Genomic DNA, 17,146 nt, shown 5'->3' on the forward strand with positions numbered 1-17,146 from the left:
TCGCTTTATTTTCGCAAGCGAGGGCTTTTCGCTTGCGGTCGAATCCACGAGTCGCTATTTTCGCGCCACCTCCTCTATTGGCTTGCGTAATATTCAGTCATTTGCGGCCTTCGCGATCGTACCGAATTCCACCAGCTCGCCGCTCCCCTTCAAAATTCTATCTGACGTGGTCCCTCTTCATGGCTGAAATGAAGCTACAAGAACTCAAAAGCAAATCGCCGACCGATCTCCTGACCTTTGCCGAATCGCTCGAAGTCGAGAACGCGAGCACCATGCGCAAGCAGGAGCTGATGTTTGCGATCCTGAAGATGCTGGCGAGCCAGGACGTCGAGATCATCGGTGAGGGTGTCGTGGAAGTCCTGCAGGACGGCTTCGGTTTCCTGCGCTCTGCAAACGCGAATTATCTGCCAGGCCCGGACGATATCTATATTTCGCCCTCCCAGATTCGACGGTTCTCCTTGAAGACCGGAGACACGGTTGAGGGTCCGATTCGTGGTCCGAAGGAAGGCGAGCGCTATTTCGCGCTTCTGAAGGTCAACACGATCAATTTCGAGGATCCCGAGAAGATCCGTCACAAGGTTCATTTCGACAACCTGACGCCGCTCTATCCCAATGAGCGCTTCAAGATGGAACTCGATGTTCCCACGTCGAAAGATCTGTCTGCCCGTGTCATCGACTTGGTCGCACCACTCGGCAAGGGTCAGCGCGGACTGATCGTCGCGCCGCCGCGTACAGGTAAGACTGTACTCCTACAGAATATCGCCCATTCCATTACGGCAAATCACCCGGAATGTTATCTGATCGTGCTTCTGATTGACGAACGTCCTGAAGAAGTCACGGACATGCAGCGTTCCGTTCGTGGTGAAGTCGTATCGTCGACCTTCGACGAACCGGCTGTTCGTCACGTGCAGGTCGCCGAGATGGTGATCGAGAAGGCAAAGCGTCTGGTGGAACATGGCCGCGACGTGGTTATTCTGCTCGATTCGATCACGCGTCTCGGTCGTGCCTACAACACCGTTGTTCCCTCTTCGGGCAAGGTTCTGACCGGTGGTGTCGACGCCAATGCGCTGCAGCGTCCGAAACGCTTCTTTGGTGCCGCACGTAACATCGAAGAAGGTGGCTCGCTCACCATCATCGCGACAGCCTTGATCGATACGGGCAGCCGTATGGATGAAGTCATCTTCGAAGAGTTCAAGGGCACCGGCAACTCCGAAATCGTGCTGGACCGGAAGGTTGCGGATAAGCGCATCTTCCCGGCGATGGACATCCTGAAGTCCGGTACACGTAAGGAAGATTTGCTCGTGCCACGGCAGGACCTCCAGAAGATCTTCGTCCTGCGCCGCATTCTTGCTCCGATGGGCACCACGGATGCGATCGAATTCTTGATCGACAAACTGAAGCAAACCAAGAATAACGGCGATTTCTTCGACTCCATGAACACCTGACGGGTTCCGGCTGTGGCCGGGGCTCCTTAGGCAGCGCGGAGGAGCGATGTGACGAGTACTCCATCCGATACCATCTTTGCGCTTGCTTCGGGCGGCCTACCTTCAGGTGTTGCCGTTATCAGGATCAGCGGCCCTGTCTGCCGTGCCATTGTGGAAACGATGGCAGGCGGATTGCCACAAACACGTGTGGCTACCTTACGTTCTATCCGGTCCGTAGATGGACAGGTGCTCGACCAGGGACTTGTTTTGTTTTTTGCGGGCCCCCACTCCTTCACAGGTGAAGATTGTGCCGAGTTCCAGCTTCATGGAGGACGCGCTGTCGTCAATGCAGTTCTCCATTGCTTAGCCGGATTCCCTCAGTCACGGCTGGCGGAAGCTGGTGAATTCTCGAAACGTGCTTTCGCCAACGGCAAGATGGACCTCGTAGAGGTCGAAGGTCTTGCAGATCTTCTGGCGGCTGAAACGGAGATGCAGCGCCGGTTGGCCAGCGAGCAAGCTGGTGGTCGACTTTCCGCTGTCTACGAGGGTTGGAGGGAGAAGCTGATCGTGGCTCGTTCCATGCTCGAGGCGGAATTGGATTTCAGTGACGAAGGTGATATTCCCGGGTCCGTTTCCGATCGGGTTTGGGTTGGCGTCTCGGAACTGAAAGAAGAAGTCGATCGGGTACTTGATGACCTTCGGGCAGGCGAGATCATTCGTGATGGCTTCAAGGTGGCGCTCGCCGGGCGTCCGAATGTCGGCAAATCGAGCCTGATGAATGCGCTGGCCGGCCGTGATGTCGCTATAGTCACACCGATCGCCGGCACAACGCGTGATGTGGTGCATTGCGAACTGGACATCTGCGGATACAAGTTCGATCTCTACGATACAGCAGGCGTCCGTGAAACAGGCGACCTTGTCGAGCAAGAGGGTATCCGTCGCGCACTTCGCACGGTCGAGGGTGCCGACCTTGTCCTCGAGCTCATCGACCTCTCTCAGGCGCCGGACCAGGTGTCACAGCTCATTGGTCCAGCGACAAGGATAGGCACCAAAGTCGATCTCGTTGAACCGGAAGCGGCTTCCCTGCACGGTTGTGATTTTGTCGTGTCCACGGTGGATGAACGTGGGTTGGATGAGTTGAGAGATTACCTACTGGACTGCGTCAAGAAGCGTACTGACGTCAGTAGTCTTGCAATTCCAAGTCGTTTGAGGCATGCACAGCGCCTGCGCTCCGCTTCTGGTTTCCTCGGCTCTGCCCTTCAGGGTGAGTTCAAGCCTCTGGAATTACGCGCAGAGGACTTGCGCCTGGCATCTGTCGAGCTGGCGCGCGTCACGGGTCGTATCGATACCGAAATGCTTTTGGGCAAAATTTTCTCCGAATTCTGTGTCGGCAAGTGATTCACGTGAAACAGGGTGGATAGAAACATGTCTGGGACGTTTTTTGACGTCATCGTTGTTGGCGGTGGCCACGCAGGTACGGAAGCTGCCGCTGCTGCGGCCCGTATGGGCGCGCAAACCGCTCTTGTAACCCACCGTACAGACACTATCGGCGTGATGTCTTGCAACCCGGCGATTGGGGGCCTGGGTAAGGGGCATCTCGTTCGCGAGATCGATGCTCTCGATGGATTGATGGGCAGGGCGGCAGACGATGGTGGCATTCAGTTCCGTATGCTCAATCGCAAAAAGGGCCCAGCCGTCTGGGGTCCCCGCACACAAGCGGATCGGAACCTATACAAAAATGCCGTTCAACGGTACCTGAAAGATATACCCAACCTCAGCATCGTTGAAGGCGGTGTAACCGGTCTCATTCGAGTCGGTAGCGAAATTAATGGTATACGCCTCCAGGATGGTTCGCAGCTGATCGCGAGAGCCGTGGTTCTGACTACGGGTACGTTTCTAAACGGTCTCATCCATATTGGTGATCGGCAGATCCCTGCGGGACGGGTCGGCGAAGCCCCTGCCCTTGGTCTTAGCGGAGATCTTAGTGCCCTTGGACTGACTTTGGGGCGATTGAAGACGGGGACGCCTGCGCGCCTAGATCGCGGGAGTATCCGTTGGGACGCCTTGGAGAAGCAAGAAGCGGATGTTGATCCAATACCTTTCTCATTCATGACGGATCGGATCACCACGCCCCAGATTGCCTGCGCAATCACGCGGACGACCTCAAAGACCCACGAGATCATTCGAGAGAATATTCATCGTTCCGCCATGTATTCGGGGAAGATCGAAGGAGTGGGCCCACGTTACTGCCCCTCAATCGAGGACAAGATCAATCGTTTCGGTGACCGTGACGGGCATCAGATCTTTCTTGAGCCGGAAGGGTTGGATGACGACACAGTCTATCCAAATGGTATCTCCACGTCGCTTCCGGAGGAGGTTCAGGAAGCCTTCATACGATCGATCCCTGGCCTCGAAGACGTTCGCATCCTGCAAGCCGGTTATGCGATCGAATACGATTATGTTGATCCCCAGCAACTGGACTTGACGCTCAGCGTCAAGACGACGAGGGGACTGTACCTTGCCGGTCAAATCAATGGCACAACCGGATACGAGGAAGCTGGTGCGCAGGGGCTGGTCGCCGGTTTGAATGCAGCGCTCTTTGCCGCTGGCTCGGTGCCGACAGTCTTCAGCCGGACCGAGTCCTATATCGGGGTGATGATCGACGATCTGACGTCTCGCGGTGTCGCAGAACCCTATCGGATGTTCACCTCGCGCGCCGAGTATCGGTTGTCTCTCCGGGCCGATAACGCTGACATGAGATTGACTCCTCTTGGTATCAGGCTGGGGTGTGTTGGCTCTGAGCGTCGGGCCAAATTTCTTGATTATCAGCAGCAGCGCCTTGATCTGTTTGAGGCGCTGGGTAGCTTGGTTTGTTCGCCAAACGAAATGGCTGCTGCGGGAGTTTCGGTCAACCAGGACGGCCGTCGGAGGTCGGCGCGCGAGATCCTGGCTTATCCAGACGTTTCCTGGTCCGACGTTGTGAAGGTATGGCCTGATCTTGCGTCATGTGATGAGAAAATCTCCGATGCCGTTTCGATTGATTGCCTCTATGAGATCTACCTGGAACGGCAGAGTGCTGACATCCAGAGTGTTCGTGCAGAGGAAGAGCGTGCGATCCCCGTGGATTTCGACTATTCGTCGTTGTCCGGTTTATCCAACGAGTTGAAGGGGAAACTCAGCGCACTTCGGCCACACAATGTGGCGCAGGCATCGGGGATTGAGGGGATGACGCCGGCTGCCGTCGCGCTGCTGGTTGGTCACCTTCGTAAGACAACGAATTCGAGGTTGGCGTCTTGATGAGAATGCTCTCTACCACATCGCCTGGAATTACTGTTTCACGTGAAACGCAGGAACGACTAGAAAAATTCGCAAATCTGTTTCTGAAATGGTCGGCGAAGATAAATCTCGTCGCGCCATCGACAACGGAACAGCTATGGTCGCGCCACATCTCGGATTCATTACAACTCCGAAACATCTCACCCTTGCCTGGCCGCTGGATCGACCTCGGCAGTGGCGGCGGTTTTCCGGGGATAATCATGGCGATCGTCCTGGCAGAGACCGAGGATGGCTGGGTTGACCTTGTGGAGAGCAATCACAAAAAGTGCAGCTTCCTGCGTATGGCCATCACCGAGACTGGGGGACGAGGATCCGTTCATCCACTGCGGATCGAAGACGCCGCTAAAAATCTGCCGGCACCCGATTGCATATCCGCCCGCGCACTGGCGGAGCTCGATCTTCTGTTCGATTACGCCCGTCCATGGGCTGAGAAGAATGACAAGCTCAAAATGCTCTTCCATAAAGGGCGGGATTACCAAACAGAGATCGATAAAGCGCGTGGTCGCTGGGACTTCGATCTGATAAAACACCAAAGCGTGGTCGAGGAAGATTCCGTGATCCTGGAGATCACCTCGCTGACACGCAGGGTTTAACGCTTCGGGTGCCAAATGAGTCTCGAAAAGAACCGTATCATTACCATCGCCAATCAGAAGGGCGGTGTGGGAAAGACCACGACGGCCATCAATCTCGCTACAGCCCTTGCGGCGATCGGCGAGAAGGTGTTGATTGTCGATCTCGACCCCCAGGGTAATGCCAGCACCGGACTTGGTATTGATCGGCGCGATCGACATCTGTCGTCCTACGATGTCTTGATCGGCTCTCATTCGATCACCGAGACGGCGCTGGAAACTGCGGTACCGAACCTGTCCATCGTCCCCTCGACGATGGACCTGCTTGGGTTCGAAATGGAAATTTCACAACAGGCTGACCGGGTGTTCCGTCTGCGCAAGGCGCTCAATCTCGATGACGCGCGGGCCTACAGCTACGTGTTGTTGGACTGCCCCCCCTCCTTCAACCTTCTGACGATGAATGCGATGGCCGCCGCACATTCGGTTCTCGTACCGCTGCAGTGTGAATTTTTCGCGTTGGAGGGGCTCAGTCAGTTGCTCGAGACCATCAATCAGGTCCGGCAGACCGTCAATCCGACACTCGATATCCAAGGGATCGTCCTGACGATGTTTGACTCGCGCAACAATCTGGCGCAGCAGGTGGTAAGCGACGTTCGTGAACATCTCGGCGAGAAGGTTTACGCGACCCTCATACCACGGAATGTCCGAGTTTCTGAGGCGCCATCCTATGGTAAGCCGGCTATTCTTTATGATCTCAAATGCGCGGGTAGCCAGGCCTATCTGCAATTGGCCTCAGAGGTCATTCAGCGTGAACGGCAGCGAAAAGCAGCCTAATCTTCGTACAAGGGTGTGAGTATGAGCGAAGACGTATCGAAACGACGCCTCGGACGTGGTCTGGCGGCTTTGATCGGAGAGATGGATCAGCCCGTTCCGGCCGGGGAAGCGCGTTCGAGCGTCAATCCGGATCGTACTGTACCGATCGAGTTCGTTGCCCGCAGCCCGAAGAACCCGCGTCGCTATTTCGATGAGGCGGAGCTTCAGGATCTCGCTGGTTCAATTCGCCAGCACGGCATCGTGCAGCCGGTTGTGGTTCGAACAATCGGTGCTGATCGATATGAGATCATCGCCGGTGAACGGCGCTGGCGCGCTGCGCAACTGGCCGGCCTGGTGCAGATCCCTGTCATTGTCCGGGACGTCGATGATCGCACAGCGCTGGAACTGGCTATCGTTGAAAACGTGCAGCGAGCTGATCTCAATCCTCTTGAAGAGGCTCTGGGTTATGAGCAGCTGATCGCAGAGCACGGATATACACAGAATGACCTCGGTGAAATCATCGGGAAAAGCCGCAGCCATGTTGCCAACAGCCTGCGCCTGCTGAAGTTGCCGGACCCCGTTCGCGACATGCTGGCGGATGGCAGTCTTTCGGCTGGTCATGCCCGCGCCTTGGTCTCGACACCGGACCCTGTGACACTTGCTAAGACAATTGCGCAGAAGGGTCTGTCGGTTCGCGATGCCGAAAAGCTGGCGCAGAACCATATCAAGGCACAAAGTTCTCCTGCGCCTGCGGAAATCCGCGATGTAAAAGATTCAGATACGGTTGCCCTTGAGCGGAGCCTCTCCGACCGGCTCGGCCTGTCCGTATCCATAACACACAAAGGTGGCGGCGGTCAGCTGAGGATCAATTACAAGACCTTGGACCAGTTGGAAGAGATTTGCCGCCTGCTCGAGGCTCGTTAGGCACTGCGATTTCGCCGGGCGGACTGCAAGGTTGTTGCAAGCAGTGTTTGGATGGCAGTGTTGTCTTCCAGCGCTGCATTCTGGCGGGTTTGAAGGATCGCCGCATTCAGCCTCGCGGTCTCGCGCGCGATGTCCGAACTGTTCCAGTTCCGTAACGCTTTCTCGATGATGGGTTTGCGTTTGAAATGGATCCCACGCCCGAGCGTCTGCATGACCTGCCCCGCCTGTTGCTGTCGTTCCTCCATCTCCAGACGCATGGTTTCCAGAAGTTGCAGCTGCTTCATTGTTCCCTGGAGCACAAGGAAGACTGCCGTCTTGGATGCAATGACTTTCTGTATGGCATGGAGGAAGCCATCGGGATCACCACCCAGAACGGCATCCACGACTTCATCGGTAGAGACGGCACTGGCGTCGCCCACGATATCCAACACGTGCTGGTCATCGACCAGTTGATCCTTGAGGCAGTAGAGGATCAGCTTCTGTATCTCGTTGCGGGACGCGATTCGATCACCACCGATGGACTCCAGCAGCAGCTCTCGCGCCGCTGGCGTGATCCTCAAGTTGCTTGCGGCCATTTCTGCATCGATGAGGGCACTTAAAGCCCGGGCATCGTCCTGATAGCAGGGGATGCAGGCGATGCTGCGCTCGGATTCGGCGACCTTGCGGAGAGCGGAGCCCTTTTTCAGGTCGCCGGCCTCGATCAGCACATAGCTTCCTTCTGGTGCATGTGTCGCGAGATGGGATAGACCGTCGACCAGTTGTTTTTCATTGGCCGCGCCACGGATCCAGATCAGTTTCTCTCCACCGAACAAACCGAAGGCGTTCACCTCATCGATAAGGCGCCCAGGGTCTGCCTGGATATCGCCGATGTCCAGGCGGATCAGTGCAAAACCATCGCTGAGATCGACACCGGTCGTCTTTGCTATCTGCGCTGCACGTTCTGCCACGAGACCACGGTCTGGCCCGTAGATGACGAAGAGCCGATAATGTCGGGCAGACTTTTGAAGAAATCCTTCAAACTCGTGAGACTTGATCTCCGCCATGATCGCCTTCAGCGACCAAGCGCCATGGAAAGGTCCGCATAGATGAGTTCGGCCAATTCGCGTGCTGCACGATCCTCGGCGTCCCGTACGGCGCGCAGCTTTGCGAACTCCTGTCTTGGATAGTCGAACAATGCGACCGTCTGCCGACGTCCCGTTTTCAGCACGGTGTCGTCCGATATCCGCTTCAGCGTGTAGCTGCCGGTTGCAACGGCACGGCCGGAATTCGGCGTGTCCGCCCCCTTTTCCAGAAGCACGCCCGACACCGAACTGCTCACGGTGAGGTCAACCCGGTACTCCGGTGTCTTGGTTTCGTCTCCACCGCTTGTCAGGAAAATCAGGCGGTTACGGGTTTCCAGGCCGACGCGGTCAGTCGCCTCGGAATAGGCAATCGCCGCGAGCGCGCCGCGTGTCTCACCATTCGTGTCCTGATACAGGGGACGTGCCTGGCAACCTGCCAGAAGAAGCGCGGCTCCGATCAGAAGCGAGCGCCGAAGCACCGTGGATGGCTTGAGTTCAGAGGACAATATTCACGATCCTTAGCGGGACGACGATGATCTTCTTCGGAGCCTGGCCGTTGAGAGCGGCCTTCACGGCGTCGAGAGCCAAAACAGCTTCCTTTACGGCATTCTGGTCTGCGTCGCGTGCGATTGTCAATTCCGCACGCTTCTTGCCGTTGATCTGAACGGGCAAAACGACCTCGTTCTCTGCGACCAGTGTCTCCTCGAATTGCGGCCAGTCGGCCTTGGCAACGAGGCCGCCATTGCCCAGGACCGACCAGCATTCTTCCGCCAGATGCGGGGTCATGGGTGCAATCAGTTGGACAAGGATCTCAGCCGCATTGCGCACTGCTGCCACGTATGTTGCATCGCCCTGCCCGGCTGCAACATTTGCCAAAGGCCCTGCAAGACTGTTGACCAATTCGTAGATACGGGCAATCGCCTTGTTGAAGGCGAGCTTGTCGAGGTCCGCCTGAACAGCCTTCAAAGTCCTGTGAGCGATCTGGGAAACCGCGAGACCATCGCCCTCCTGAGCCGGAACCGGCTTCACAGACTTCAGCCTCTCCGCTGCTTCGGAAACCAGGCGCCAGACGCGCTGGACAAAGCGATGGGCGCCTTCGACACCGGATTCCGACCAGATGACGTCACGATCCGGAGGGGAGTCGGACAGCACGAAGAAGCGCGCTGTATCCGCGCCGTAGGAGCCGATGATGTCATCGGGATCGACGACATTCTTCTTAGACTTCGACATCTTCTCGATCGAGCCGATCCTGGCTTCCTGGCCATTGCTCAGGAGGAAAGCCCGACGGGCGCCGTCGGTCTCCTCGATCCTGAGATCGACAGGGGCAACCCATTCGCGCGTCAGACCTTCGCCGATGCTATAGGTCTCATGGACGACCATGCCCTGGGTGAACAGACCCTTGAAGGGCTCCTTCAGGTCAAGATGACCGGTTTCGCGCATGGCGCGCGTGAAGAAGCGCGAATAGAGAAGATGCAGGATCGCATGCTCGATGCCGCCGATATATTGGTCGACGGGCAGCCAGTGATTGGCAACGGCCGGATCCGTCGGATTGTCTTCCCAGGGTGCGGTGAAGCGGGCGAAATACCAGCTCGAGTCGACGAAGGTATCCATCGTATCCGTCTCGCGACGGGCGTCCTTGCCGCAGCACGGGCAGGCAACGTGGCGCCAGGTCGGATGACGGTCGAGCGGATTGCCCGGCTTGTCGAAGCTGACGTCGTCAGGCAGCTTCACCGGCAGATCCTTCTTCGGCACGGGCACGACGCCGCAATCGTCGCAGTGAATGACCGGGATCGGGCAGCCCCAATAGCGCTGGCGGGAAATGCCCCAGTCGCGCAGGCGGAAGTTGACCTTGCGTTCGCCTTGCGGCGCGCCATTCAGCTGTTCCGAGGACAGGCGCTTGGCCACTTCCTCAAAGGCTTCCGTCGTGGTCATGCCATCCAGGAAGCGCGAATTGATCATCACGCCGTCATCGGTAAACGCGGTATCGCCGATCTCAAAGGTTGCGGCGTCGCTGTCCTTCGGCATGACGACCGGAACCACCGGCAAGTCATACTTGCGGGCGAAATCCAGGTCGCGCTGGTCGCCGGAGGGGCAGCCGAAGATGGCGCCCGTGCCGTATTCCATCAGGACGAAGTTCGCGACATAGACCGGCAGTTCCCAGCTCGGATCGAGCGGGTGCTTCACACGGATACCGGTATCGATGCCCCTCTTCTCGGCGGTTTCGAGGGCCGCGAGCGACGTGCCGGCATGACGGCATTCCTGGCAGAAAGCGTCAACGGCTTCGTCACGGGCTGCCGCTTCTTTCGCCATCGGATGATTAGCGGCGATCGCTAAGAACGACGCACCGAACAGGGTATCGGGCCGCGTCGTGTAGACGGTCACCTCGCCGGCTTCGCTGCCGGACGCCACTTCCCAACGTACAGCCATGCCTTCAGAACGGCCGATCCAGTTCTTCTGCATCAGCCGAACCTTTTCCGGCCACTGGTCGAGCTCATCGAGCGCGTCGAGCAGATCCTGGCTGAAATCGGTGATCTTGAAGAACCACTGCGTCAGTTCGCGCTGTTCGACCAGTGCACCCGAGCGCCAGCCGCGACCGTCGATGACCTGCTCGTTGGCGAGCACCGTCATATCCTCGGGGTCCCAGTTGACCTTGGAGTTCTTGCGATAGACCAGGCCCTTTTCCAGGAAATCCAGGAAGAGGTGCTGCTGACGGTGGTAGTAGTCGACGTCACAGGTCGCAAATTCGCGCGACCAGTCGAGCGACAGGCCCATTGACTTCAGCTGACCACGCATGGTGGCAATGTTTTCATAGGTCCAGGCCTTGGGGTGGACCTTGTTTTTCATCGCGGCGTTCTCCGCCGGCATGCCGAAGGCGTCCCAGCCCATCGGGTGCAGAACGTTGTAGCCGCGGGCACGCTTGTAACGAGCCACAACGTCGCCCATCGCATAGTTGCGGACATGGCCCATATGGATGCGTCCCGACGGATAGGGGAACATCTCGAGGACGTAGTATTTCTCGCGCGGATCAGCATTGTCCGTCTCGAAGACTTTGTCTTCGGACCATTTCACCTGCCAACGGGGCTCGGCGTCGCGCGGATTGTAACGTTCGGTAGCCATGGATTGCATTTCCGGGAATAGCATCAAAAAGAGAGGGCCGACCTTCATCATGAAACCGGCCAAGCGTCAAGTTTTTGAGGCATTCGCGCGGGCTTTCCGCGCCTACGCTTGCCATCGTCTAAGGCTGCGATTAACCCCTTGCAGAAAGTTCTGGTGACGCCAGATATCGAGCAGATCAAAACGAGGGTTTGGCATGTCAGTTGAAGAGCGGCTTCAGGACGTTCGGGACAAAATCGCGAAGGCAGCTGAAGAAGCAGGTCGTGAGCCGGATTCGGTTTCGCTCGTTGCTGTGTCGAAAACCTTCGATGCAGAGCATATCAGGCCGACGATCGAAGCGGGACAGCGCGTGTTCGGTGAAAACCGGGTGCAGGAAGCGCAGGGCAAATGGCCAGCCTTGAAGGCCGAAACACCTACCATCGAATTGCATCTCATCGGCCCCCTTCAGTCGAACAAGGCCGCCGATGCCGTGGCGTTTTTTGATGTCGTCGAGACTGTCGATCGCGAGAAAATCGCGCATGCACTTGCAGAGGAAGTGAAACAGCAGGGGCGCAGCATTCGCTTCTACATTCAGGTCAACACGGGGCTTGAACCGCAGAAGGCCGGGATCGCGCCCGACGATGTGGCAGCGTTCGTCGCGCTCTGCCGGGATGAACTGGGAATGCAGATCGAGGGGCTCATGTGCATCCCGCCGGTCGATGAAAACCCGGGCCCGCATTTTGCATTGCTTGCAAAGCTTGCCGGCGAAAACGGTCTCGAGAAGTTGTCGATGGGCATGTCGGGTGATTTCGAGACCGCCATCGGCTTCGGGGCAACCAGTGTGCGTGTCGGTTCGGCGATTTTTGGCACACGTTAAGTCGCCTTAGACCTTCGGCATAGCGCTTTGGTCTCTCTTCCCTCCTCTCTTCGTCGATCCTAACATGACGGCAAAGGCGAAAGCCGAAGCGTTGTCATGGGAGGATCGACATGCGCGACAGTTATCAGGACATCTATGATTCCTGGAGGGCCAACCCGGAGGGCTTTTGGGGCGGCGTGGCGGAGGAGATCCATTGGTACAAAGCGCCGGAGGTCGTCTTCGATCCTTCACAAGGCAGCTACGGTCGCTGGTTTTCCGGTGGTGAGACCAATACCTGCTTCAACTGCATCGACCGCCACATTGAGACAGGACGCGGGGCGGAGACCGCGGTCATCTATGATAGTCCGATGACCGGGCAGACGGCCCGCTATAGCTATGATGACGTGTTGATCGAGGTCTCGGCGATTGCCGCCGTGCTGCGCAATCATGGCGTCGGCAAGGGTGATCGCGTCATCATCTATATGCCGATGATCCCCGAAGCCGTCTTCTCCATGCTCGCATGCGCGCGCATCGGTGCCGTGCATTCCGTGGTCTTTGGCGGATTTGCGGCGCACGAGCTTGCCACGCGTATCGATGATTCCGGGGCCAAGGTCGTGATCGGCGCGAGCTGCGGTCTGGAGCCGGGGCGTATCGTTCCCTACAAGCCACTGCTCGACCAGGCGATTGACATGGCCAAGGTCAAACCCGATTTCTGCCTTATCCTGCAGCGTGACCAATATCATGCGCCGTTGCGCTATGAGCACGGCGATGTGGATCTCGCCCAGGCGATCGAGCAGGAAAAGGTCAACGGGACCAAAGTCGATTGCGTGCCAGTGGCGGCAACCGATCCGCTCTATATCCTCTACACATCCGGGACGACGGGCCAACCCAAAGGCGTTGTGCGCGACAATGGCGGTCACATGGTCGCCCTCAACTGGACCATGAAGAATGTCTATGGCGTCAAGCCGGGTGAGGTCTTCTGGGCGGCATCGGATATCGGTTGGGTTGTCGGGCATTCCTACATCGTCTATGGCCCGCTGCTGGCTGGCAACGCGACAGTCATCTTCGAAGGCAAGCCCGTGGGTACACCGGACGCTGGCACCTTCTGGCGCGTGGTGAGCGATCATGACGTCAAAGTGCTGTTCACTGCTCCGACGGCATTCCGCGCGATCCGTCGCGACGATCCCGAAGGCGACCATGTCGCCCGCTATGACCTATCCGGGTTGCGCGCCCTGTTTCTTGCAGGCGAGCGGGCGGACCCGGAAACCCTGAAATGGGCGGAGCGGATCCTCAAAATTCCTGTTATCGATCATTGGTGGCAGACGGAGACCGGCTGGGCCATCGCCGCCAACCCGGCGGGTCTTGGACTGCTTCCCGTGAAACACGGATCACCGACCAAGGCTATGCCCGGCTATGCGCTCGATGTTCTCGATGATGCCGGCCATCCGGTGGCCCCTGGCACGCTCGGCAATATCGTTGCAAAGCTGCCCCTACCCCCGGGTTGCCTGGTTACCTTCTGGAATGCCGACGAACGTTTCCGGACCTCGTGCCTCGAAGAATTCCCCGGCTACTACAAGACGGCTGATGCCGGAGTGATCGACGAGGACGGTTATGTCTTCGTTATGGCCCGCACCGACGACATCATCAATTGCGCGGGCCACCGCCTCTCGACCGGCGGGATGGAAGAAGTCTGCGCCATGCATCCCGATGTGGCCGAATGCGCTGTCATCGGTATCGCCGACGACCTCAAGGGCCAGATCCCCTGCGGCTTCCTCGTGTTGAAGAAAAACGTCCACCGCGACCATGCCCTGATCTCCAAGGAAGTCGTTCAGCTGGTGCGGGACGAGATCGGCCCGGTGGCTGCCTTCAAGATGGTGTTGATGGTAGATCGTCTGCCGAAAACGCGTTCAGGCAAGATCCTGCGTGGCACCATGCAGAAGATCGCCGATGGTCTGCCCTGGAAGATGCCGGCGACCATCGACGATCCCGCGATCCTCGACGAGATCACCTCCGTCTTGCAAGCGCATGGTCAGGTTCCTGCCGTCGCGAAGACAGCTGTGATCGTGTGACCTGAATTCGAGACAATAAAAAACCCCGGCTGCCATGGGCGGCCGGGGCTGAATTCGTCGATCAGGCAGCTCAGTACTGATCGTCTTCGTCGTCGTTGCGACGGTCGGACTTCAGCGACTGGAGCTTGGCGAAGACGGCGTTTGCGTCAATTTCCTTCTCTTCCTCGCGCTCATAGCTGAAACCGACATTCTCGGTTTCGCTTGCAGACTGCAAGGTCGCGCCGAGTTCGGCAGCGGTCGGCAGCGGACGGCCCTTGGAGGCCTTTTCGACTTCCAGGTCGAGGTCGATCTGGCTGCAGAGGCCGAGCGTCACAGGATCCATTGGCGTCAGATTGGCAGAATTCCAGTGGGTGCGGTCACGGATCTGCTCGATCGTCGACTTGGTGGTGCCGACGAGACGGGAAATCTGGGCGTCCTTCAGTTCAGCATGGTTGCGAACCAGCCAGAGAATGGCATTCGGGCGATCCTGGCGCTTCGAAACCGGGGTGTAACGCGGGCCGCGGCGCTTCGAGTCCGGCACGCGAACCTTCGGCTCGGAGATCTTGAGCTTGTAGTTCACGTCCTTTTCGGCGCGGGCGATCTCGTCACGCGAGAGCTGGCCGGTCGCGATCGGGTCCAGACCCTTGATGCCCTGCGCTGCTTCGCCGTCCGCAATCGCCTTCACCTCAAGCGGGTGCAGTTTGCAGAACTGCGCGATCTGGTCGAATGACAGCGCGGTATTGTCGACGAGCCATACAGCGGTCGCCTTCGGCATGAGCAGTGTCTGGGCCATGGATACAATCCTTCTGAGGGTCCGCGCCGGTTGTCGCGAGCCGTGGGTTTAAACCACTATTTCCGGGAATTCGGCGTCCTTATAGCGATTATGTAACGAAATTGCAATTCGCGAAGTCACGAATGACCTTTGTCTAATTGCTGGCCATTTTTCACCTGCTATGAATGTCGGCGATAGGCCGGGGAGGACGGTCCTGGTCGCCAGTAGTGGCCCGTCAACATGAGGAGGAATTCATGTCAGCCAAAACCTATCCGGTGCTGAAATCGGCAAAAGTCCGCGCCCTTATCGACGATGACAAGTACCAGAAATGGTATCAGGAGAGCATCGAAGACCCAGAGAAGTTCTGGGGAAAGCATGGCAAGCGTATCGACTGGTTCAAGCCTTATACGAAGGTCAAGAACACCTCCTTCAAGGGCAAGGTCCCGGTGAAGTGGTTTGAGGATGGTCTGACTAACGTCTCCTACAACTGCATCGACCGTCACCTGAAGACGCATGGCGAACGCACCGCCATCATCTGGGAAGGTGACAATCCCTATATCGACAAGAAGATCACCTATAACGAGCTTTACGAGCATGTTTGCCGCATGGCGAACGTCCTGAAAAAGCACGGCGTCAAGAAGGGTGACCGCGTCACCATCTACATGCCGATGATTCCGGAAGCGACCTATGCGATGCTGGCTTGCGCCCGTATCGGCGCCATCCATTCGGTTGTTTTTGGAGGCTTCTCGCCGGAAGCGCTCGCCGGTCGTATCGTCGACTGTGAGTCGACCTTTGTGATCACTTGCGACGAAGGCGTGCGCGGCGGAAAGCCGGTGCCCCTCAAGGAAAACACTGACATCGCGATCGATATCGCCGCCAAGCAATATGTCATCGTCAACAAGGTTCTGGTCGTGCGCCGCACCGGCGGCAAGATCGGCTGGGCACCGGGCCGCGACATCTGGCATCACCAGGAAGTGCATACGGTCAAGGCCGAATGCCCGCCGGTGAAGATGAAGGCGGAAGATCCGCTGTTCATCCTCTACACCTCTGGCTCGACCGGCAAACCGAAGGGCGTCATGCACACGACGGGCGGCTATCTTGTCTATGCCTCGATGACGCATGAATATGTCTTCGACTATCACGATGGTGACATCTACTGGTGCACGGCCGATGTCGGCTGGGTCACCGGCCATTCCTACATCGTCTATGGCCCGCTTTCGAACTGCGCGACGACGCTGATGTTTGAAGGCGTTCCCAACTTCCCTGACCAGGGACGGTTCTGGGAAGTAATCGAGAAGCACAAGGTCAACATCTTCTACACGGCGCCGACAGCCATCCGCTCGCTGATGGGCGCCGGCGACGACTTCGTGAAGCGTTCGGACCGCTCGTCGCTGCGCCTTCTCGGTTCGGTCGGTGAGCCGATCAATCCGGAAGCGTGGGAATGGTATTACAACGTCGTCGGCGAGCAGAAGTCACCCGTCGTTGATACCTGGTGGCAGACGGAAACGGGTGGCATCATGATCACACCGCTGCCCGGTGCCACGGCCCTGAAGCCAGGTTCCGCGACCAAGCCATTTTTTGGTGTGAAGCCAGAACTGGTGGATAACGAAGGAAATGTCCTCGAAGGTGCCACCGACGGCAATCTCTGCATCACCGACAGTTGGCCAGGCCAGGCGCGTTCCGTTTACGGCGACCACGACCGCTACGTGCAGACCTACTTTTCGACTTATAAGGGCAAGTATTTCACCGGTGATGGCTGCCGCCGTGATGAAGATGGATACTACTGGATCACCGGGCGTGTCGACGACGTGCTCAACGTCTCGGGTCACCGTCTTGGGACTGCGGAAGTCGAATCGGCCCTCGTATCGCACCATCTCGTGTCCGAAGCTGCGGTGGTGGGTTATCCGCATTCCATCAAGGGGCAGGGCATATACTGCTACGTCACTCTGATGTCTGGCCACGAAGGCAATGATGCGCTCCGGGCCGATCTGGTGAAACATGTCCGTACGGAAATCGGACCAATCGCGACGCCGGACAAGATCCAGTTCGCACCAGGCCTTCCGAAGACACGCTCGGGCAAGATCATGCGCCGCATCCTGCGCAAGATCGCCGAAGATGATTTCGGCGCGCTGGGGGATACCTCAACACTGGCCGATCCCGCTGTTGTCGACGACCTGATCGCCAATCGCCAGAACAAGATCGCCTAAAATCAAAAGATTCCACCGGGAGCCAACCCAGGCTCCCGGTGCC

At 57.8% G+C, this 17,146-nt stretch carries 13 protein-coding genes; 9 read left to right on the forward strand and 4 right to left on the reverse strand.

Going from position 1 to position 17,146, the window contains the following annotated elements:
• Positions 1-179: 179 nt before the first annotated feature.
• Genes rho through J2045_RS15715 form a run of 6 tightly spaced genes read left to right on the forward strand, consistent with a single transcriptional unit; the run spans position 180 to position 7,066 of the window.
• Positions 180-1,445, forward strand: coding sequence for a transcription termination factor Rho (gene rho / locus J2045_RS15690; RefSeq protein WP_185808999.1), 1,266 nt, complete (start codon positions 180-182; stop codon positions 1,443-1,445).
• Positions 1,446-1,493: 48 nt separating this feature from the next.
• Positions 1,494-2,822: a tRNA uridine-5-carboxymethylaminomethyl(34) synthesis GTPase MnmE gene (gene mnmE, locus J2045_RS15695; protein ID WP_307374430.1), complete on the forward strand. Its 1,329-nt coding sequence runs from the start codon at positions 1,494-1,496 to the stop codon at positions 2,820-2,822.
• Positions 2,823-2,849: 27 nt separating this feature from the next.
• On the forward strand, positions 2,850-4,721 hold the full coding sequence (gene mnmG, locus J2045_RS15700; RefSeq protein ID WP_307374432.1) for a tRNA uridine-5-carboxymethylaminomethyl(34) synthesis enzyme MnmG: 1,872 nt from the start codon (positions 2,850-2,852) through the stop codon (positions 4,719-4,721).
• A 5-nt stretch (positions 4,722-4,726) separates the two neighbouring features.
• Entirely contained in the window at positions 4,727-5,353 is a 627-nt protein-coding gene (gene rsmG, locus J2045_RS15705) for a 16S rRNA (guanine(527)-N(7))-methyltransferase RsmG (protein ID WP_307374637.1), read from the forward strand.
• A 15-nt stretch (positions 5,354-5,368) separates the two neighbouring features.
• Positions 5,369-6,163 (forward strand): ParA family protein, encoded by a 795-nt coding sequence (locus J2045_RS15710; protein ID WP_307374434.1) that lies wholly within the window; start codon positions 5,369-5,371, stop codon positions 6,161-6,163.
• Positions 6,164-6,184: 21 nt separating this feature from the next.
• On the forward strand, positions 6,185-7,066 hold the full coding sequence (locus tag J2045_RS15715) for a ParB/RepB/Spo0J family partition protein (RefSeq protein WP_307374438.1): 882 nt from the start codon (positions 6,185-6,187) through the stop codon (positions 7,064-7,066).
• Here the strand turns inward: J2045_RS15715 and holA are convergent.
• From holA to leuS, 3 genes are read right to left on the reverse strand one after another with little or no spacing between them, the layout of a single operon-like run.
• Positions 7,063-8,109, reverse strand: coding sequence for a DNA polymerase III subunit delta (holA, locus tag J2045_RS15720; RefSeq protein ID WP_307374441.1), 1,047 nt, complete (start codon positions 8,107-8,109; stop codon positions 7,063-7,065). The two genes, J2045_RS15715 and holA, sit on opposite strands and share 4 nt — an antisense overlap.
• Positions 8,110-8,117: 8 nt before the next feature.
• Positions 8,118-8,633, reverse strand: coding sequence for a hypothetical protein (locus tag J2045_RS15725; RefSeq protein WP_307374442.1), 516 nt, complete (start codon positions 8,631-8,633; stop codon positions 8,118-8,120).
• Complete coding sequence (leuS, locus tag J2045_RS15730) at positions 8,623-11,244, reverse strand: leucine--tRNA ligase (protein WP_307374444.1); 2,622 nt, start codon at positions 11,242-11,244, stop codon at positions 8,623-8,625. The genes J2045_RS15725 and leuS overlap by 11 nt, the downstream gene beginning before the upstream one ends.
• A 193-nt stretch (positions 11,245-11,437) precedes the next feature.
• Between leuS and J2045_RS15735 the strand changes: the two genes are divergently transcribed.
• Together J2045_RS15735 and J2045_RS15740 are read left to right on the forward strand one after the other, a co-directional pair.
• Complete coding sequence (locus tag J2045_RS15735) at positions 11,438-12,097, forward strand: YggS family pyridoxal phosphate-dependent enzyme (protein ID WP_307374446.1); 660 nt, start codon at positions 11,438-11,440, stop codon at positions 12,095-12,097.
• A gap of 110 nt (positions 12,098-12,207) precedes the next feature.
• The gene (locus J2045_RS15740; protein WP_307374448.1) at positions 12,208-14,145 is read left to right on the forward strand and encodes a propionyl-CoA synthetase; all 1,938 of its coding nucleotides are present in this window, start codon (positions 12,208-12,210) and stop codon (positions 14,143-14,145) included.
• Positions 14,146-14,215: 70 nt separating this feature from the next.
• Here the strand turns inward: J2045_RS15740 and J2045_RS15745 are convergent, their stop codons facing one another.
• The gene (locus tag J2045_RS15745) at positions 14,216-14,917 is read right to left on the reverse strand and encodes a DUF1013 domain-containing protein (RefSeq protein ID WP_102021187.1); all 702 of its coding nucleotides are present in this window, start codon (positions 14,915-14,917) and stop codon (positions 14,216-14,218) included.
• A gap of 233 nt (positions 14,918-15,150) precedes the next feature.
• On the opposite strand from J2045_RS15745, the gene acs reads away from it, so the two are divergent.
• A complete protein-coding gene (acs, locus tag J2045_RS15750) occupies positions 15,151-17,103 on the forward strand; it encodes an acetate--CoA ligase (protein WP_307374451.1) in 1,953 nt (650 codons plus the stop codon).
• Positions 17,104-17,146 lie beyond the last annotated feature (43 nt).

The organism is Peteryoungia aggregata LMG 23059 (genome assembly GCF_030814435.1).
Classification (GTDB): domain Bacteria; phylum Pseudomonadota; class Alphaproteobacteria; order Rhizobiales; family Rhizobiaceae; genus Allorhizobium; species Allorhizobium aggregatum.